The following is a 19,023-nucleotide window of genomic DNA, read 5'->3' as shown; positions in this document are numbered from 1 at the left end:
GCGCTACGACGGACGCTACCGTCGCCGCAATGACGAGCCATGAGAGGAAGACAATGAGCAGTACAGCAGCCGCAACAGCCGGCCCGCTCCAGGGTATCAAGGTCCTCGAGCTCGGCACGCTGATCGCGGGGCCCTTCGCCGCGCGCTTTCTCGGCGAATTCGGCGCCGACGTCGTCAAAGTGGAAGATCCGAAGGGCGGCGATCCGCTGCGCAAGTGGCGGATGCTTTACCCGGAGGCCGGCGGCACATCGCTCTGGTGGGCCGTGCAAGCGCGCAACAAGAAGTCGGTGACGATCAACCTGAAGGACGAAGAGGGTAAGGAGATCGTCCGGCGGCTCGCGAGCGGCGCGGATATCGTCGTCGAAAATTTCCGTCCCGGGATGCTCGAGAAGCTGGGCCTCGGCTATGACGTGCTCGCCGCGCAGAATCCGGGGCTCGTCATGGTCCGTTTGTCGGGGTACGGGCAGACGGGGCCCTACCGTGACCGGCCGGGCTTCGGCTCGATCGCCGAAGCGATGGGCGGATTGCGGCACATCACCGGCTATCCGGATCTGCCGCCTCCCCGCATCGGGATTTCCATCGGCGATTCCATCGCGGCGCTGCATGGCGTGATCGGCGCGCTGATGGCGCTGCACCACAGGCAGGCGAACGGAGGCAAGGGCCAGGTCGTCGACGTAGCGCTTTATGAAGCCGTCTTCAACATGATGGAAAGCATCGTTCCGGAGTACGGCGTTTATGGCGCCGTGCGCGAGCGCACGGGGGCTTCGTTGCCCGGCATCGTGCCGTCGAACACTTATCCGTGCAGGGACGGCAGCATCGTGATCGGCGGCAACAGCGACCCGATCTTCAAGCGGCTGATGACGGCAATCGGCCGTGCCGACCTCGCCGACGATCCGGCGCTCGCGCACAACGACGGCCGCGTGCCGCGCACGCAGGAGATCGACGACGCGATCGCCGCCTGGCTTGCCGACAGGACGATCGACGAAGCGCTCGAGGTGCTCAATGCGGCGGACGTGCCGGTCGGGCGGATTTACAGCGTCGCCGACATGTTCCACGATCCCCAGTACGCGGCTCGCGAGATGATCCGGCGTTTCAAATGGCAGGACGGTCTCGACGTCTCGCTGCCGAACGTGACGCCGAAGCTCTCCGAGACCCCGGGCGGCACGCGCTGGCTCGGCCCGGCTCTCGGCGAGCATACCGACGAAGTGCTGCGCGAGCTGGGTTATGACGACGATGCCATCGCCGGGTTGCGCGAGCGCAACGTGATTTGATCGACACGTCACCGGGGACGACGACCTTCTCCGCTCGCGCCGCCGCGCCGTATCGTACGAGGCGGATCACGAACGCCCGTGCCTTTGCCGACGCGTGCCCGAGTGTGGGTTAACGGGGACATCGGCCGCAGTGCTCGGTCATGACAGCCGATCAGAGCCGCAATGTCCTCGGTTACAATCGTCGCATGCGAATCTTACTCAGCAACGACGACGGCTATCTGGCACCGGGTCTCGCGGCGCTTTATGAGGCGCTCAAGCGCTTCGGCGACGTGACCGTGATGGCGCCCGAGCAGAACTGCAGCGGCGCCTCCAACTCGCTCACGCTTTCGCGGCCGCTCTCGGTGCTGCGCTCGGCAAACGGCTTTTACTACGTGAACGGCACGCCGACCGATTCGGTGCACATCGCGCTCACCGGCATGCTCGACGACAAGCCCGACATCGTCGTCTCCGGCATCAACAACGGCCAGAACGTCGGCGAGGACACGTTGTACTCGGGGACCGTCGCGGCGGCGACGGAAGGCGTGATGTTCGGGGTGCCGGCCATCGCTTTTTCGCTCGTCGAAAAAGATTGGGCGCACCTCGAGGACGCGGCGCGCGTGGCGGCCGATATCGTCGAGCACTTCCTCGCGCACCCGCTGCCGGGCCACCCGCTTCTGAACGTCAACATTCCGAACCTCGCCTACGAGGAGATGGGCGACTGGGAGGTCACGCGTCTCGGGAAGCGCCACCCTTCGCAACCGGTGATCCGCCAAACGAATCCGCGCGGTGAACCGATTTACTGGATCGGTCCATCGGGCGCCGCCCTCGATGCAAGCGAGGGGACGGATTTCCATGCGCTGGCGAACGGCCGTGTGTCGATCACGCCGCTCCAGCTCGATCTCACGCATACGCAAATGCTCGCAGCAACGCGCGAATGGTCGAGCGCGGGACGTCGCGCTTCATGACGAGCGAGCGCGCCAAGCGTTTTCCCCTAGGGCTTGCCGATCTCGAACGCAAGCCGCGCGGCCGCACCGGTGCGGCCGCGGGCACCCCCGTCGGCGGCGACGAGCGAGGGCGCGCGCGCGAGTCCGCCTCGCGGCGAGCTGACACGCTGGCGTCGCAAGCGGCGGACAAAATGGCGGCGCCGAACGTCGCGCTCGCAAGCACGCTTGCGCTCACGTCGGAACGCGTGCGCGAGCGCATGGTCGAACGCCTCCGAGCAAACGGCATTCGCGACGCGCGCGTGTTGGGCGCGATGTCGGCGGTGCCTCGCCACATGTTCGTCGATCCCGGTCTTGCGGCTCAGGCTTACGAGGACTCGGCATTGCCGATCGGCCACCAGCAGACGATCTCGAAACCCTCGGTCGTGGCGCGCATGCTCGAGCTCGCGTCGAGCGGACGTGCCCTCGATCGCGTGCTCGAGATCGGCACCGGCTGCGGCTATCAGGCGGCCGTGCTGAGCCGGCTCGCGCGCGACGTCTATTCGATCGAGCGGATCAGGCCGCTTTACGAGCGAGCCAAGCTCAACTTGAGGCCGCTGCGCGTGCCGAACATCCGTCTGCATTACGGCGACGGACGAATCGGCCTGCCGGCGGCGGCGCCGTTCGACGCGATCGTGATTGCAGCGGCCGGCTTCGACGTTCCGCAGGCGCTCGTCGAGCAGCTTGCGGTAGGCGGTCGGCTCGTTGCGCCCGTCGCGGCTCCGAACAGCGACAAGCAGATGCTGACGCTCGTCGAACGCGTCGCGCCGACCCAATGGCGCGAGTCGCAGCTCGATCGCGTTTTCTTTGTTCCTTTGAAATCCGGAGTGATTTGACACCGATGTTTACGTTGCGCGCGATACCAACGAAGAAGATGGACGCTCGTCTGGGCGCCGTTGAACGCGTCATTTGCGCGGTGGCCTTGTCGACGCTCGCCGCATGCGCGACGCGACTCGATCAAGCACCTGTCGTGGACCGCTCGGGCGGGGCGAGCGCGCAGACGTCGCCGGCCTCGACGCTGAACGGGCCGGCCGGACAGGCGGCCGCCGCGCCGCTCGCCCCGCCGCCTCCCGGCTACTACCGCGTGAAACCGGGCGACACGCTTTATCGCGTGGCGTTGGACAACGGACAGAACTATCGCGACATCGCGGCCTGGAACAACCTCGCAAATCCGAATCAGATCGAGGTCGGCCAACTGCTCCGCGTCGCGCCGCCGGGACAGAACGCAGCGGCCGTCACGCCGGGTGTCGCGGCGGCGCCTGTGGTGGGGGGACCGGTGCAGAGCGCACCGCTGTCGAGCGGCCCCGCGACGGCGCCGAGCGCGGGCTCGAGCTCCGCCAAAGCCGCGCCGCCGATCTACGGCAGCAGCCCGTCCACGGCAACGACGATTCCGCCGCAGCCGCCCGCGACGACCGCAACGGGCCCCGGTCCTGTCACGAACGCAGGAAACCTCGCATTGACATGGCCCGTGCACGGGCCGATCCTCGATCGCTTCGACGATGCGAGCAACAAGGGCATCAATATCGGCGGCACGCCGGGTGAGCCAGTCAAGGCCGCCGCCGATGGCCGCGTCGTCTATGCAGGAAATGGGCTGCGCGGATACGGCAATCTCATTATCATCAAGCACAACGCAAACTTTCTGACAGCGTATGCACACAACCGCAGTTTGATGGTAAAAGAGGGGGACTCGGTGACCAAAGGCGAGAAGATCGCCGAGATGGGCAACAGCGACGCCGATCGGGTGATGTTGCACTTCGAGGTACGCCAGCAAGGCAAACCCGTGGATCCGATGAAATACTTGCCGCCGCAATAAGCGAAGCGATACGACTATGCCGAAATCGAAGCGCCGCAAGCAGCAAGCCGAGACGGAAACGCTCACCAGCGCCGGGCAGGATCTTGAGCAGGACTTGGGCGCTGCGATGAACGAGGCCGACGACGAAGCCGCCGATGCCGAAACCGATTTCGGCGCCGAGAGTCCAGCGGGGGAAGGCGAAGAGGGCGAGGAGCGCGAGCGCGTCGGTGACGCGGCGAGCCCCGATCCCGATGATTTCCGGGCGCTTCTGCAGGCGGAGCTCACTGCTGACACGATTCAGCACTACCTGAACCGAATCAGCGTAAAGCCGCTGCTGACGGTGGAAGAGGAGCAGCGCTATTCGCGCCTCGCCAAGGCGGGCGAATTCGAGGCGCGGCAAGTCATGATCGAGCGCAACCTGCGGCTCGTCGTCAGTATCGCGAAGGGGTATTTGAATCGCGGCGTGCCGCTGCTCGACCTGATCGAGGAGGGCAACCTCGGGCTGATGCACGCGATCGAGAAATTCGACCCGACGCGCGGCTTCCGCTTCTCGACTTACGCGACCTGGTGGATTCGGCAGAGCATCGAGCGCGCGATCATGAATCAGGCGCGCACGGTGCGGCTTCCCGTGCACGTCATTCGCGAGTTGAACCAGGTGCTGCGCGCAAAGCGCCACCTCGAAAAGAATTCGATGAACTCCGGTGAGCCCAATGAGCGGCGCGATGCCAGCATCGACGATATCGCTTACCTCACCGGTAAAACGACGGACGAAGTCACCGATATCCTCGCGCTCAACGAGCATACGGCCTCGCTCGATGCGCCGCTCGATCTCGATCCGGCAAGCAGCCTGCTCGATCTGCTCTCGGACGACCAGAGCCAATCGCCCGACGCCGAGGTACAGCACCGCGAACTCGAAACGCTGACGCGCGCCTGGCTGTCGCGGCTCTCGGACAAGCACCGACACGTGATCGAGCGCCGCTTCGGGCTCAATCACATCGAGCCCGCGACGCTCGAAGAGTTGGCCGATGAAATGGGCCTCACACGCGAGCGCGTGCGGCAGATTCAGCAGGAGGCGCTCGTGCGGCTCAAGCGGTTTTTCGCCTCGAACGGCGTGCGCAAGGACGCCGTGCTTTGAGCCGCTGCGCCGAGGCCGGCGTGTGAGGACCGAGCTTCGCGTAGGCCGCTCAGGGCTCGACCTTATCGACGTGGTTTAGACAGATTTCCTGGATGACGCCTATTCTCGTTTTCGACATCGAGACGGTTCCCGATGTCGCCGGCATTCGCCGGCTCGAAGATTTGCCGGACTCGATGAGCGATGCGCAAGTGGCCGAGCACGCGTTTGCGGCGCGCCGCGAAAAAACGGGCGCCGATTTCCTGCCGCACTATCTGCAACGCGTGGTGGCGATTTCATGCGTATTCCGCGACCGCGCGGGCTTGCGCGTGCGCTCGCTCGGCACCGCGGAGGACGGCGAGGCCGCGCTGATTCAGTCGTTCTATCGCGTGATCGAAAAGTACACGCCTCAACTCGTATCGTGGAACGGCGGCGGCTTCGACTTGCCGGTCCTCCACTATCGCGCGCTCGTGCACGGCATCGGTGCGCCGCGCTACTGGGATCTCGGTGAGGACGACCGCGATTTCAAGTGGAACAACTACATCAGCCGCTACCACTCACGCCATACCGACTTGATGGACGTGCTCGCCATGTACCAGGCGCGTGCCAACGCACCGCTCGATGCGCTCGCGAAACTTTGCGGCTTTCCGGGCAAGCTCGGCATGGATGGCGGACAGGTCTGGACGGCATTTCGTGACGGGCGCATCGAGGAAATCCGGAGCTATTGCGAGACGGACGTCGTCAATACGTACTTGCTCTATTGTCGCTTCCAGCTCATGCGAGGCGCGTTCACGGCGAACGAGTATGCCGACGAGATCGTATTCGTCAAACAGTCGCTGGCGCAGGAGCCGGGTCCGCATTGGCTCGAATATCTGGCGGCGTTCGCCTGCTGACGAGCGGCGGAAGTCTCGCCGCGTGCATGTCGCTGCCCGCCTTGTCCGTCAACGTAGCCGTCGCTCGTCAACGCAGCTCGAGAACGATCGGCTGGTGATCCGACGCGCGCGTCGCGCCATCGATCTCGCAGCGTTGAAGCCGGCTCGTCAGGTCTTCGGTGATGAAGACGAAATCGCAAGCGATCGGCCCAGACGACCATTGCTCCACGTCATAAACGCCCGCCGTGGGCGGTGGCGTATGTCCCGGGTGAAGCGTTGTCCACGCGTCGACGAAGCCGGGTGCGCCCGCCAGCGGCGCAACGAATCGCTGATAAGCCTCCGAGCCGAACTCGCTGTTGAAGTCGCCGCAGACGATCGCGCTCACGGGGCGCGCCGTCCCGGCGAATGGACCGGTCGCATTTTCAGCCGGCGCGGGGTGTGCGGCATGCGCGGCCGCTTCGAGCTGCAATCGCCTCAACTCGTCCACTTGCGCGACGCGCTGCTTGAGCGAATAGTATTCGAGGTGGGTGACGATGATGCGCACCGGCTCGATGGGCGTGCGCACCACGGCCTCCAGCGCAACGCGTTGCATCGACGGAGTATTTTCGTCGGCTGGCCACGGCAAGGTATGACGAATGACTTGCTCCACGGGCAAGCGCGTGGCGAGCGCGTTGCCGAATTGCCGACGCGCGCCGCCGGGCACGAGCGGCGGCAGATCGGCGCCGATCGCTTCAAGCACCGTGAAGCCGGGCAAAGCGGCGGCGAGCTCGGCGAACTGATCGTCGGAGGGGCCGCCCGGAAGCGAACGGAAGCCGCGCGTGACTTCTTGCAGCGCCAGCACGTCGAAATCGACGATCCGGCGCGCCTCGTCGAGCGTTCGGCCCAGATCGACCACGCCGCTTGCATCGCGTCCCCATTGGATATTCCAGCTTAGCAATCGCATCTCGTTCCTCCGCGCGCCGTCGCAAGGCGCCGTTCGTCTACAATCTCGCCTTTCGTTCCACGTCCGTCAGGAAAAAGCAGGTGTCCGACTCTCCCCGCCATCCCGTTCAGTCGCTCAAAAACGCCGTATCGGCTCAAGCCGCTCCGGCCGAGTCCGTCCGCGCTCCAATTCTCGAGGTGGACTCGCTCGACATGGAGGCGCGCGGCGTGGGACGTCTGAAGACGGAGACGGGCGAGCCCGGCAAGGTCATTTTCGTCGAAGGCGCCTTGCCTGGCGAGCGGGTGACTTATTCGAGCTATCGCAAGAAGCCGAGCTTCGAGCAGGCTCAGGCCGTCGATGTGCTGCGCGAGAGCGTGATGCGAACGACGCCGCGCTGTCGCTTTTTTGGCACCTGTGGCGGATGTTCGATGCAGCACCTCGATGCGCGCGCGCAAATCGCGGTCAAGCAGCGCGTGCTCGAGGACGATCTCTGGCATCTCGCCAAAGTGCGGGCCGAGACCGTGTTCCGCCCGATTCAAGGTCCCTCGTGGGGATACCGTTATCGGGCACGCCTGACGGTCCGCCACGTGGCGAAGAAGGGCGGTGTGCTCGTCGGGTTCCACGAGAAAAGAAGCAGCTATGTGGCCGACATGACGAGCTGCGAAGTGCTGCCGCCGCATGTTTCCGATTTGCTCGTGCCGCTGCGACGGCTCGTCGAGAGCCTGACCATTCGTGACCGGCTGCCGCAGATCGAAGTAGCCGTCGGCTCGAGCGTGACAGCGCTCGTGCTACGCGTACTGGAGCCGCTCACCGCGGACGACGAGGAGCGGGTGCGCGCGTTCGCCGACGAGCACGGCGTGCAGTTCTGGCTTCAACCGAAGGGGCCGGACACGGCGGTGCCATTTCATCCGCTCGACGTCGAGCTGGACTATACGTTGCCCGAGTTCGGGATCCGGATGCCGTTCAAGCCGACGGATTTCACGCAGGTGAATCATGCGATCAACCGCGTGCTCGTCGGCCGCGCCCTGCGGCTGCTGGCGCCGGCGCGCGGCGACCGCGTGCTCGACCTTTTTTGCGGGCTCGGCAATTTCACGCTGCCGCTTGCGCGTCTCGCGCGTGAGGTTGTGGGCATCGAAGGCAGCGAGACGCTGACGGCGCGCGCGCTCGCGAACGCCAAGGAAAACGGCGTCGACGGACATACGACGTTCGCGTGCCGAAACCTGTTCGAGATCACCGCCGACGACCTGCGCGCGTTGGGCGCATTCGACAAGTTCCTGATCGATCCGCCGCGCGAGGGGGCACTTGCCGTATCGAAGGCGCTCGCGGAAATTGCGCAAAGCGGAGAGGGGCCGATGCCGGCGCGTATCGTCTACGTTTCGTGCAATCCGGCGACGCTCGCGCGCGACGCAGGCCTGCTCGTGCACGAAGCCGGCTATCGCTTGAAGGGCGCAGGGGTCGTCAACATGTTTCCGCACACGTCTCACGTCGAATCGATTGCTCTCTTTGAACGCGGTTGACGGCGAGCGCATAAAAAAACCGGCCCGAAGGCCGGTTTTTTTACCGAGGTCGCGGTCAGTTGCGGTTGCCGCCGAAGATGCCGAGCAGCGACAAGAGGTTCACGAACACGTTGTAGAGATCGAGGTAGATCGCAAGCGTGGCCGTAATGTAGTTCGTCTCGCCGCCGTTCACGACGCGCTGGACATCGAACAGCATGTAGGCCGAGAAAATGGCGATTGCGAGGACCGACACCGTCAGCATCAGCGCCGGCAGGTGCAGGAACATGTTCGCCACCATGGCGAGCAGCAGCACGATCACGCCGACGAAGAGCCACTTGCCGAGACCCGAGAAGTCGCGCTTGCTGACCGTGGCGATCGTCGCCATCGCGGTGAAAATCACGCCCGTGCCGCCGAATGCGAGCATGATGAGCGACGGCCCGTTCGAGAAACCGAGGATGAAGGCCAGGAGCCGCGACAGCATCAGCCCCATGAAGAACGTGAAGCCGAGCAGCACGACGACGCCGACGCTGCTGTTTTTCGTCCGCTCGATCGCAAACATGAAGCCGAACGCGATCGCGAAGAACGCCAGCAGGCTCATGGCCGGACTCGTCGCCGCAAAGAGCGAGAAGCCCGTCACGACACCGACCCACGCTCCGAGTACCGTCGGCACCATCGACAGCGCGAGCAGCCAATAAGTGTTCCGTAGCACGCGATTGCGCGTTTCCGCCGTGGCGATGGCGCCGCCGCGGCCGAAGTTGTACGGATAGTCGTTCATGCTTTCTCCTTGCGTAAGACGCAGTAACGTTCGACGATGCCCGGGCGCCCAACGCGGCCCATTTCTTCGGCATCCCGACACTAAGATAAGTACCGGCCGCCGGAGTTTCAACGTCTCGTGGTCTCTTTCGAGCAAATTTCGAGCGTTTTCAGACGCGCTGACCTCTCCCGCGGCTCGTCACTGCTTCAGACCTTTCACGGGAGAAAGGGTTCGATCGCAATCATACACCGGAACATGCTACAATTGCGGATTCGTTAAGATTCGTAACCCCTTAATTTTTTGGAGTTTTTATGGCGATCGAGCGTACCCTGTCGATTATCAAGCCCGATGCGGTGGCAAAGAACGTGATTGGTCAGATCTACAGCCGCTTCGAGAACGCTGGCTTGAAGGTCATCGCCGCTCGCATGGTGCATCTGTCGCGCGCCGACGCGGAAAAATTCTACGCCGTTCACGCGGCGCGGCCGTTCTTCAAGGATCTCGTCGAATTCATGATCTCCGGCCCGGTCATGGTCCAGGTTCTCGAGGGTGAGGACGCGATCACGAAGAACCGCGACCTCATGGGCGCGACCGATCCGAAGAAAGCGGAAAAGGGCACCATCCGCGCGGACTTTGCCGACAGCATCGATGCCAATGCGGTGCACGGTTCCGATGCGCCCGAAACGGCACGCGTCGAAATCGCCTTCTTCTTCCCTGAAGCCAACGTCTACTCGCGCTGATTCGCGCGGGTCGCGCGCCGAAACGGCACCGGGCCGCATCGGCGCGAAGGCGGACATGGGCGCGCTTTCGCGCCCACCGCGCAGCGCAATCATCACCGCGGGTGCGACGGCATGCGCAATGCGGCACCGGGGTACTGAAACAGCAGGATCCGACATGACGAGCAGTTCCACCGTCAACCTTCTCGACCTCGACGCTCCGGGGCTCATCGCTTATTGCGAGAGCCTCGGCGAGAAGTCGTTTCGCGCGAAGCAGCTGCAGCGCTGGATCCACCAGTACAACGCGGCCGATTTCGACGGCATGACCGACCTCGCGAAATCGCTGCGCGAGAAACTGAAAGGGCGCGCGGCAATCACGATGCCGCCCGTCGTAAGCGATCATCTCTCGGCCGACGGCACGCGCAAATGGCTCGTCGATGTCGGCAACGGCAACGCGGTGGAAACCGTGTTCATCCCGGAGGAAGCGCGCGGCACGCTTTGTGTATCGTCGCAGGCCGGGTGCGCCGTCAACTGCCGGTTCTGCTCGACGGGCAAGCAGGGCTTTTCCCGCAATCTCACCACGGCGGAAATCATCGGTCAGCTGCGCATGGCGGAATTCGCGCTGCGGGCGTCGCGGGGCGGGCAGCCAACCGAGGGCAAGGGCGAGCGCGTCATCACGAACGTCGTGATGATGGGCATGGGAGAGCCGCTGCTCAACTACGACGCGCTCGTTCCGGCGCTATCGCTCATGCTCGATGACAATGCGTACGGACTGTCGCGCCGCCGCGTGACGGTGTCGACTTCGGGGGTGGTGCCGATGATGGATCGACTCGGCGCCGACTTGCCGGTGGCGCTCGCGGTGTCGCTGCATGCGCCCAACGATGCGCTGCGCGACGAGCTCGTGCCGCTCAACAGGAAGTACCCGCTCGCCGAACTGATGGCGGCCTGCCGCCGCTATTTGCGCGTCGCGCCGCGCGATTTCATCACGTTCGAATACTGCATGCTCGACGGCGTCAACGACACCGACGCGCACGCGCGCGAGTTGCTCGCCGTAACGGCCGATGTCCCGTGCAAATTCAACTTGATTCCGTTCAATCCGTTCCCGGAATCGGGCCTGATCCGCTCGAAGCCGGAGCGAATCAAGCGGTTTGCCGAAATCCTGATCGACGCGGGCATCGTGACGACGGTGCGCAAGACGCGCGGTGACGACATCGATGCGGCGTGTGGGCAGCTTGCGGGGGCAGTCAAGGACCGGACGCGGCTCGCCCAGCGAACGGGGCGCGCAGGCAAGGTCATAGAAGTGCATCGCGCTTGAGTCCAGTCTTATCGGGGCCCGTCGAGCGGCGGGGTGGACCGGGGCCCTCCGGCGATGCGATGAATGAAAGAAGTAGGATGAAAGCGGTACGAACTACCGCAGTTTTGTTATAAACGGTCTGCGAATCCGGACGCGGGGGTGAAATCCGGCCGGGACGCACAGGTGGAAAGAATCGACGCGAGGATCAGGGATGAGTGAGCCGCAGCAGCAGCAGGAAAATGAGGGCACTCAGACGAGCGTAGGACTATCGGGGTCAGTGGTCGGCGCCGGCGGCAATGGCGCACCGCGAAGCGCGCAGGCGACCGGGCCTGCGTTTTTCGATACGCTCGCCGCGGCCGGGATGCGCCTTGCGCAGCTGCGCGAGGCAAAGGGCTGGTCGATCGACGACGTATCGGCGCGGCTGAAGGTGCCGGTGCCGAAGATGCGCGCGCTCGAGGCGGGAGACATCAGCCAACTGCCCGGCACGACGTTCGCGCTCGGCGTGGTGCGCAGCTACGCGAAAATGCTGGGAGTCGATCCGGCGCCGTTCGCACAGGCGTTGCGACGCGACAAAGGCGAGCCCGAGCCGGATCTCTCGATGCCGGCCTCGACGGGCACGGACTTGCCGCGGGGCCGCGTATCGGTGTCCCTCGGCGGCACGCCGCGTCATCGCTCCTGGTGGTGGGGCGTCGCGGCGGTCATCGTCGCGCTGATCGCCCTCGTCATGTGGCGCAGCGGCGGCGAATCGCCGGCTTGGCTTGCACGCCTGAAGGCGAGCGCCAACGGGAGCGCCGTCGGCTCGGGGGAGGCCTCGGCGACGGCGGGGCAAGGGCAGACCGTCGCATCGGGGACGGCGATCGTCACCGATAACGGAGCGTCCGACGCGAACGCGGCGGGCGAGGCGGGCGGTGGTCAACTGGCGGCGGGCACGAATGCCGCATCGACATCGGCAGGAGGCGCCGCGGCGTCGGCGTCGCAGGCCGAAGCGGCGGCGCCCGGGGTGTCGACGCCGTCGGCAGTGGCCTCGAGCGGCGCCACGATGCCGGAGGCTTCCGCGGTGACGTCGCCGGCCAAGGCTGTCGTGGCCGCGCCAACCTCGAGTGCAGCGCAGTCGCCGCAAACAGTAGCGATAAACGAAGCGTCCGGTGCAACGGTGGCGCCGGGCGTGTCGACGGTGGCCTTCACGGTCACGCAGGATAGTTGGTTCAGCGTGCGGGACAAGAGCGGCAAGGAACTCTTCTCCGGTATTGTCCACGCGGGCGATACGAAGGAAATCCAGGGCGAAGAGCCCTTCAAGGTCGTGGCAGGCAATCGCGCGGGCGTCCAAACGGTGATGCTCGACGGCAAGCAGGTCGACGCGGCCAAGTACGGAACGGGTAAAGGCAACGTGTCGCGCTTCTCGTTGCCGTGAGGTCGAATGCGAGCGCCGGCGGCTGAATTTCCGTGCGCTCGCTCTGAATGTGACGCGTCTCGCGAGCGCGCGACGCAAGTGGCATAAACCGGAATAATGGGTCTTTCGATGCAATCCGACAGCAGCAGCCAGATTTGTTCTTCCGAACCGGTTTTCGGCGGTCCAGCGCCACGTCGCGTGTCGCATGCCGTCGACGTCCGCTGGGGCGGCCAGCTCGTCACCATCGGCGGCGACGCGCCGGTGCGCGTGCAGTCGATGACGAACACGGACACGGCCGATGCGATCGGCACGGCGATCCAGGTGAAGGAGCTCGCGCAGGCGGGCTCGGAGCTCGTACGCATCACGGTCAACACGCCCGAAGCGGCCGCGGCCGTTCCGGCGATTCGCGATCAGCTCGACCGTATGGGTGTCACGGTTCCGCTCGTTGGCGACTTCCATTACAACGGCCATCTGCTTTTGCGCGACTATCCGGCATGCGCCGAAGCGCTTTCGAAGTACCGGATCAACCCCGGCAACGTTGGGCAGGGCGCGAAGCGCGATACGCAGTTCGCGCAGATGATCGAGGCCGCGATCCGCTACGACAAGCCGGTGCGGATCGGCGTCAACTGGGGCAGCCTCGACCAGGATCTGCTCGCGCGGATGATGGACGAGAACGCCGCGCGCGCCGAGCCATGGGAATCGCAGAGCGTCATGTACGAGGCGCTGATCCAGTCGGCGATCGGCTCGGCCGAGCGCGCGGTCGAGCTCGGGCTCGCGCGTGACAGAATCGTCCTGTCGTGCAAGGTGAGCGGTGTCCAGGACCTCATTGCCGTCTATCGCGAGCTCGCTCGCCGCTGCCGCTTTGCGCTGCATCTCGGCCTCACCGAGGCCGGCATGGGCTCGAAGGGTATCGTCGCGTCGACGGCGGCGGTCGGCGTGCTGCTTCAGCAGGGCATCGGCGACACGATCCGCATTTCGCTGACGCCGGAGCCGGGCGCGCCGCGCACGGGTGAAGTCGTCGTCGCTCAGGAGATCCTCCAGACGATGGGCCTTCGCTCGTTCACGCCGATGGTCATCGCCTGCCCGGGTTGCGGCCGGACGACGAGCACGCTGTTCCAGGAGCTCGCGTCGCAGATCCAGAATTACCTCCGCGCTCAAATGCCGGTCTGGCGCGAGCAGTATCCCGGCGTCGAGAAAATGCACGTCGCCGTCATGGGGTGCATCGTCAACGGGCCGGGCGAATCGAAACACGCCAATATCGGCATCAGCTTGCCGGGCTCGGGCGAAAACCCCGCGGCTCCCGTCTTCATCGACGGCGAGAAGGTGAAGACGCTGCGCGGCGATCGCATCGCCGAAGAATTCCAGCAGATCGTGAGCGACTACGTCGAGCGCCGCTATGGGCGCGAGAGCGTCGCCGCGACCTCGCGTTAACCGTCAACGAAGACAGATGACAGAACAGAAACGAAAGCTCGAGAAACTGGCCGGCGTGAAGGGCATGAACGACGTCCTGCCGCAGGACGCCGCGCTTTGGGAGTTTTTCGAGTCCACCGTGAAGTCGATGCTGCGCGCCTACGGATACCAGAACATCCGCACGCCGATCGTCGAGCACACGCAACTCTTCACACGCGGTATCGGCGAGGTAACCGATATCGTCGAGAAAGAGATGTACAGCTTCGTCGATTCGCTCAACGGCGAGCATTTGACGCTCAGGCCGGAGGGCACGGCCGCGGCGGTGCGTGCGACGATCGAGCACAACCTGCTCTACGATGGCCCGAAGCGGCTCTGGTACATCGGGCCGATGTTTCGTCACGAAAGACCGCAACGCGGGCGCTACCGCCAGTTCCATCAAGTGGGCGTGGAAGCGCTCGGCTTTGCCGGTCCCGATGCCGATGCCGAAATCATCCTCATGTGTCAGCGGCTTTGGGACGATCTCGGACTCACGGGCATTCGCCTGGAGATCAACTCGCTCGGCCTCGCCGAAGAGCGCGCTCGGCATCGCGTCGAACTCGTCTCATATCTCGAGAAGCACGTCGACGTGCTCGATGCCGATGCGACGCGGCGCCTCTACACGAATCCGCTGCGCGTGCTCGATACCAAGAATCCCGCGCTGCAGGAGATCGCGCGCAACGCGCCGAAGCTCATCGATTTTCTCGGCGATGAGTCGCGCCAGCACTTCGAGGGGCTGCAGCGCCTCTTGAAGGCGAACAACATCCCGTTCACGATCAATCCGCGGCTCGTGCGCGGTCTCGATTATTACAATCTGACCGTGTTCGAGTGGGTGACCGACAAGCTCGGCGCACAAGGGACGGTTGCTGCCGGCGGGCGCTACGATCCGCTCATCGAGCAGTTGGGCGGCAAGCCGACGGCTGCTTGCGGGTGGGCGATGGGCGTCGAGCGGATTCTCGAGCTGCTGAAGGAAGACGACCTCGTGCCGCACGAAGAAGGGTGCGATGTCTATGTCGTGCACCAGGGCGATGCGGCCCGCGAGCAGGCTTTTATCATCGCCGAGCGCTTGCGCGACACCGGCCTGGACGTGATTCTCCATTGCAGCCCTGACGGCGCGCCGTCGAGCTTCAAGTCGCAAATGAAGCGCGCCGATGCGAGCGGCGCGGCGTTCGCGGTCATTCTCGGCGAAGACGAGATCGCCAGCGGCAACGTGGCCGTGAAGCCGCTGCGCGACACGAGCGGATCGGCCGAGAAAGGCGAACAACGCACGGTACCGGTCGAGAACTTGACCGAATTTCTAATCAATGCGATGGTTGCAACCGCCGAAGACGGCGAGGACTGACGCGGATGAGTTATCACGACGAACAAGAATCGATTGAAAGCTTCAAGGCTTGGTGGGCACAGTGGGGGAATGCGGCGACGTGGGTCGTGCTCATTGCACTGATCGCCGCCGCGGCCTGGAATGGCTGGAACTACTGGCAGCGGCGCGAGGCCGCGCAGGCCGCCATTCTGTACGAGCAGGTGCAGCAGGCCGTCGCGACGAAGAATAAGGCCGATGTCGCGCGAGACGCGGCGGACATGGAATCGCGTTACGGCGGCACCGCCTACGCGCAGATGACGGCGCTTGCCGCTGCCAAGGCGCTTTATGAAGCGGGCGATACGGCCGGGGCCAAGGCGCAGCTGCAATGGGCCATCGATCACGCGAAGGACGACGAGTACAAGGAAATCGCGAGGCTGCGTCTCGCCGCCGTTCTGCTCGACGAGAAGTCGTACGATGCGGGGCTCGCGCTGTTGGCCGGAACGCCGCCCGAAGGATTCAAGGGCGTCGTCGCGGACCGTCGTGGCGATCTTCTCGCGGCCGCCGGCAAACGCGACGATGCGCGCGCCGCTTATCAGCTTGCGCTCGATTCGCTCGCGAAAAACGATACCGCCGGCCGTCAGCTGATCCAATTCAAGATCGATGCGCTTGGCAGCTGAAGCAGCGCCTTCCCGACGCCGTTCGCTACACATTGACCCATTCCTGATGATGCTTCGCCCAACGATGAATTTGCTGAAACGTATTGCCGTGCCCGTCGCTTGCGCGATGACCGTTCTCGCGATGACGGCCTGTTCCTCGAAGGACGAGCGCCGCATTCCGACGCCGCTGACGGATTTCAAGCCCGCCCTTACCGTCGAGCGCGCATGGAAGGCGGACGTCGGCAAGGCGGGGCGCTACCTGTTCTCGCCGGTCGCCGTCGGCGATGCGGTGTACGCCGCCGGTAAGAACGGCACCGTGGCCAAGATCGACGGCAAGACGGGCAAGGAGATCTGGCGCACGAAGGTCCATGCCGACCTGACGGCCGGTGTCGGCAGCGACGGCACGATGACCGCGGTCGGTGCCGAGCGCGGCGGCGTGTATGTGCTCGATGCCAACGGCAAACTGCTCTGGAAGTCGAACGTTCCGGGCGAGATCGTCTCCCCGCCGCTCGTCGGCAACGGTCTCGTCGTCGTGCGGACGATCGACGGCCAGATCAGCGCGTTCAACGCCGCGACGGGCGAATTGAAATGGGTTTATCACAACCGCGCCGTGCCGCTCAATCTGCGCGTCTCGGCAGGCATGACATTCGCGGCGGACGCCGCCGTACTAGCAGGTTTCCCGGGCGGTGGGCTCGCGGCGATCAACTTGAAGACCGGCGACGACTATTGGCAGGCGCCGGTGTCGTTCCCGAAGGGCGTGACCGAGGTCGAGCGCATCAACGACGTGACCGGTGCGCCCACGCTCGTCGGCGCGGAAAGTTGCGCCGTGACCTTCCAGGGCAAGATCGGCTGCTTCGACGCGAATTCGGGACGGCCTATCTGGGAAAAGCCGTTTTCGAGCGCGAGCGGGGTGGCGCAGGATACCGGCACCGTCGCCGCGGCCGACGACTGGTCCGTCGTGACCGCGTTCGCGGCCGACGATGGGCGCCAGCTCTGGCGCAACGACAAGCTGAAGAACCGCGATCTGAGCGTGCCGTTGCTGCTCGGGCCGTCGGTTGTCTTTGGCGATTTCCAGGGGTACGTGCATTTCCTGTCGCGTGACGACGGATCGTTCGTCGCGCGCGTGAAGACGGACGGCAGCGCGATCACGGCGGCGCCCGTCATCGTCGGCGATACGCTCGTCGTGCAGACGCACGACGGCGATCTCTACGGTTTCCGCCCACGCTGATCGCGGCTTTCGCGTTCGCGCGAGCCTCCGCGGCGGCTGAAGGGAACCCGGTCGCTCGGCGACAGGCCTCTCGTCGATCGTTGATTGGCGGATTGCCTGGCGCGGTCCCCGATTCGAGTGCGCCGCCGGCGTGCTCGTGATAATTTGCGGCGAGGCGTAAGCCGGCTCGCCGCGTTTTGCTTTTGGTAGCGAACGCTGGTCTGTGGCCCATGCCGCATACCGGCTCCCTGCCGATGCCATGCTCGTTGGTCCCGGCACACGCGAAACGCGCGCTACCTGCGCTGCGCCGATGCCGGCACCGGCGCTTTGTTTAGACGACATCATGAAACCCGTTATTGCCCTCGTCGGGCGCCCCAACGTGGGGAAGTCCACGCTGTTCAACCGGCTCACGCGCTCGCGCGATGCGCTCGTCGCCGATTTGCCGGGTCTCACGCGCGATCGCCACTACGGCGAGGGGCGAGTTGGCGATCGCGCCTATCTCGTCGTCGATACGGGCGGTTTCGAGCCGGTCGCGAAAGACGGCATCCTGCACGAGATGGCGCGCCAGACGCGTCAGGCCGTGGAGGAGTCGGACGTCGTCGTCTTCATCGTCGACGGCCGCAACGGGCTTGCGCCGCAGGACAAGGCCATTGCCGACTACTTGCGCAAGACCGGTCGGCCGATCCTGCTCGTCGTCAACAAGGCGGAAGGCATGAAGTACACGGCCGTGGCCGCCGACTTCTACGAGCTCGGGCTCGGCGATCCGCGCGCGATCTCGGCCGCGCACGGCGACGGCGTGACCGAAACGATCAACGACGCGCTCGAGATCGCCTATGCCGGACATCCCGAAGAAGCGGAAGCGGACCAGGCGCCGCGCGGCGTGAAGATCGCGATCGTCGGACGGCCGAACGTCGGCAAGTCGACGCTCGTCAATTCGCTCATCGGCGAGGAGCGTGTCATCGCTTTCGATATGCCGGGCACGACGCGCGATTCCATTTACGTCGATTTCGAACGGCAGGGGCGGCCCTATACGCTCATCGACACGGCGGGCCTGCGCCGGCGCGGCAAGGTCTTCGAGGCGATCGAGAAGTTTTCGGTCGTCAAGACGCTGCAGTCGATCGCCGATGCGAACGTCGTCATTTTGCTGCTCGATGCGCGCCAGGACATTTCCGACCAGGACGCCCACATTGCCGGCTTCGTGGTCGAGCAGGGTCGTGCGCTCGTGGTCGGCGTCAACAAGTGGGATGGTCTCGACGAGCATGTGCGCGCGCGGACGAAGGCCGACATGATGCGCAAGCTGAAGTTTCTCGATTTCGCCAAGTTCCACTTCATTTCCGCCACCGAGAAGACGGGTATCGGCGCGCTGATGCGCTCGGTCGACGACGCTTACGCCGCGGCGATGGCGAAGCTGCCGACGCCGAAGCTCACGCGCGCGCTGATCGCGGCCGTCGAGTTTCAGCAGCCGCGGCGGCGCGGCCCCGTGCGACCGAAGCTGCGCTACGCGCATCAGGGCGGCCAGAACCCGCCGATCATCGTGATCCACGGCAATGCGCTCGATGCGGTGACCGACACCTACAAACGCTATCTCGAAAATCGATTCAGAGAAACTTTCTCGCTGACCGGGACTCCATTGCGCATAGAGTTTCGCTCGTCGACCAATCCATACGCTGGAAAGGTCTGAGCGGCAGCGCACACAAGCGATCGGCGGGGCCTGCTCGTGCCCCTGGCCGGACGGCCAGGCGGCGCGTGCGCTATCGAAAATCGGCTATAGTGTAGCGATTGGTAGCGGATTTCTTTTTCTTCGCTGCCAATCCAGATCCAACCTGCAAAAAAACGACGG

At 64.8% G+C, this 19,023-nt stretch carries 17 protein-coding genes; 15 read left to right on the top strand and 2 right to left on the bottom strand.

All coding sequences use genetic code 11. The features are described from left to right. Positions 1–53 precede the first annotated feature (53 nt). The 6 genes from AB4Y31_RS14900 to AB4Y31_RS14875 all read left to right on the top strand — a co-directional run bounded on the left by AB4Y31_RS14900 (position 54) and on the right by AB4Y31_RS14875 (position 6,026). Complete coding sequence (locus AB4Y31_RS14900) at positions 54–1,271, top strand: CaiB/BaiF CoA transferase family protein (RefSeq protein WP_368674583.1); 1,218 nt, start codon at positions 54–56, stop codon at positions 1,269–1,271. A 185-nt stretch (positions 1,272–1,456) separates the two neighbouring features. Continuing rightward, on the top strand, positions 1,457–2,215 hold the full coding sequence (surE, locus tag AB4Y31_RS14895; protein WP_368674582.1) for a 5'/3'-nucleotidase SurE: 759 nt from the start codon (positions 1,457–1,459) through the stop codon (positions 2,213–2,215). Then, positions 2,212–3,066 carry a protein-L-isoaspartate(D-aspartate) O-methyltransferase gene (locus AB4Y31_RS14890; protein ID WP_368675295.1) on the top strand — a complete coding sequence of 285 codons (855 nt, stop codon included), beginning with the start codon at positions 2,212–2,214 and terminating at the stop codon, positions 3,064–3,066. Before surE ends, AB4Y31_RS14890 begins: the two co-directional genes overlap by 4 nt. A 5-nt stretch (positions 3,067–3,071) precedes the next feature. Continuing rightward, entirely contained in the window at positions 3,072–4,043 is a 972-nt protein-coding gene (locus AB4Y31_RS14885; protein WP_368674581.1) for a peptidoglycan DD-metalloendopeptidase family protein, read from the top strand. A 16-nt stretch (positions 4,044–4,059) separates the two neighbouring features. After that, positions 4,060–5,157: an RNA polymerase sigma factor RpoS gene (gene rpoS, locus AB4Y31_RS14880; protein WP_018441623.1), complete on the top strand. Its 1,098-nt coding sequence runs from the start codon at positions 4,060–4,062 to the stop codon at positions 5,155–5,157. A 92-nt stretch (positions 5,158–5,249) separates the two neighbouring features. Further along, positions 5,250–6,026 carry a 3'-5' exonuclease gene (locus AB4Y31_RS14875; protein ID WP_368674580.1) on the top strand — a complete coding sequence of 259 codons (777 nt, stop codon included), beginning with the start codon at positions 5,250–5,252 and terminating at the stop codon, positions 6,024–6,026. 67 nt (positions 6,027–6,093) lie between these two features. Here AB4Y31_RS14875 and AB4Y31_RS14870 read toward each other — a convergent pair whose 3' ends face one another. Next, on the bottom strand, positions 6,094–6,948 hold the full coding sequence (locus AB4Y31_RS14870; RefSeq protein WP_368674579.1) for an endonuclease/exonuclease/phosphatase family protein: 855 nt from the start codon (positions 6,946–6,948) through the stop codon (positions 6,094–6,096). Between the two features lie 80 nt (positions 6,949–7,028). Here AB4Y31_RS14870 and rlmD point away from each other — a divergent pair, with 80 nt between their 5' ends. Beyond that, the gene (gene rlmD, locus AB4Y31_RS14865) at positions 7,029–8,444 is read left to right on the top strand and encodes a 23S rRNA (uracil(1939)-C(5))-methyltransferase RlmD (RefSeq protein WP_368674578.1); all 1,416 of its coding nucleotides are present in this window, start codon (positions 7,029–7,031) and stop codon (positions 8,442–8,444) included. A gap of 55 nt (positions 8,445–8,499) precedes the next feature. Here the strand turns inward: rlmD and AB4Y31_RS14860 are convergent, their stop codons facing one another. Next, on the bottom strand, positions 8,500–9,198 hold the full coding sequence (locus tag AB4Y31_RS14860; RefSeq protein ID WP_018441627.1) for a Bax inhibitor-1/YccA family protein: 699 nt from the start codon (positions 9,196–9,198) through the stop codon (positions 8,500–8,502). Positions 9,199–9,488: 290 nt separating this feature from the next. On the opposite strand from AB4Y31_RS14860, the gene ndk reads away from it, so the two are divergent. The 8 genes from ndk to der all read left to right on the top strand — a co-directional run bounded on the left by ndk (position 9,489) and on the right by der (position 18,864). Continuing rightward, the gene (gene ndk / locus AB4Y31_RS14855) at positions 9,489–9,914 is read left to right on the top strand and encodes a nucleoside-diphosphate kinase (protein WP_018441628.1); all 426 of its coding nucleotides are present in this window, start codon (positions 9,489–9,491) and stop codon (positions 9,912–9,914) included. Between the two features lie 154 nt (positions 9,915–10,068). Further along, a complete protein-coding gene (gene rlmN / locus AB4Y31_RS14850) occupies positions 10,069–11,205 on the top strand; it encodes a 23S rRNA (adenine(2503)-C(2))-methyltransferase RlmN (protein WP_368674577.1) in 1,137 nt (378 codons plus the stop codon). 190 nt (positions 11,206–11,395) lie between these two features. Further along, a complete protein-coding gene (locus AB4Y31_RS14845; RefSeq protein WP_368674576.1) occupies positions 11,396–12,595 on the top strand; it encodes a helix-turn-helix domain-containing protein in 1,200 nt (399 codons plus the stop codon). A gap of 96 nt (positions 12,596–12,691) precedes the next feature. Further along, positions 12,692–14,005, top strand: coding sequence for a flavodoxin-dependent (E)-4-hydroxy-3-methylbut-2-enyl-diphosphate synthase (ispG, locus tag AB4Y31_RS14840; RefSeq protein WP_368674575.1), 1,314 nt, complete (start codon positions 12,692–12,694; stop codon positions 14,003–14,005). Positions 14,006–14,021: 16 nt separating this feature from the next. After that, a complete protein-coding gene (gene hisS / locus AB4Y31_RS14835; RefSeq protein ID WP_368674574.1) occupies positions 14,022–15,362 on the top strand; it encodes a histidine--tRNA ligase in 1,341 nt (446 codons plus the stop codon). A gap of 5 nt (positions 15,363–15,367) precedes the next feature. After that, positions 15,368–15,997: a tetratricopeptide repeat protein gene (locus tag AB4Y31_RS14830; protein WP_368674573.1), complete on the top strand. Its 630-nt coding sequence runs from the start codon at positions 15,368–15,370 to the stop codon at positions 15,995–15,997. A gap of 64 nt (positions 15,998–16,061) precedes the next feature. After that, positions 16,062–17,204 carry an outer membrane protein assembly factor BamB gene (bamB, locus tag AB4Y31_RS14825; protein WP_368674572.1) on the top strand — a complete coding sequence of 381 codons (1,143 nt, stop codon included), beginning with the start codon at positions 16,062–16,064 and terminating at the stop codon, positions 17,202–17,204. Positions 17,205–17,526: 322 nt separating this feature from the next. Further along, positions 17,527–18,864 (top strand): ribosome biogenesis GTPase Der, encoded by a 1,338-nt coding sequence (gene der / locus AB4Y31_RS14820; RefSeq protein ID WP_368674571.1) that lies wholly within the window; start codon positions 17,527–17,529, stop codon positions 18,862–18,864. Positions 18,865–19,023 lie beyond the last annotated feature (159 nt).

The sequence above is a fragment of the Trinickia sp. EG282A genome, assembly GCF_040965455.1.
GTDB lineage: Bacteria > Pseudomonadota > Gammaproteobacteria > Burkholderiales > Burkholderiaceae > Trinickia > Trinickia symbiotica.
The sequence above is the reverse complement of the archived record's forward strand: the minus strand, read 5'-3'. Positions and strand labels throughout refer to the sequence as shown.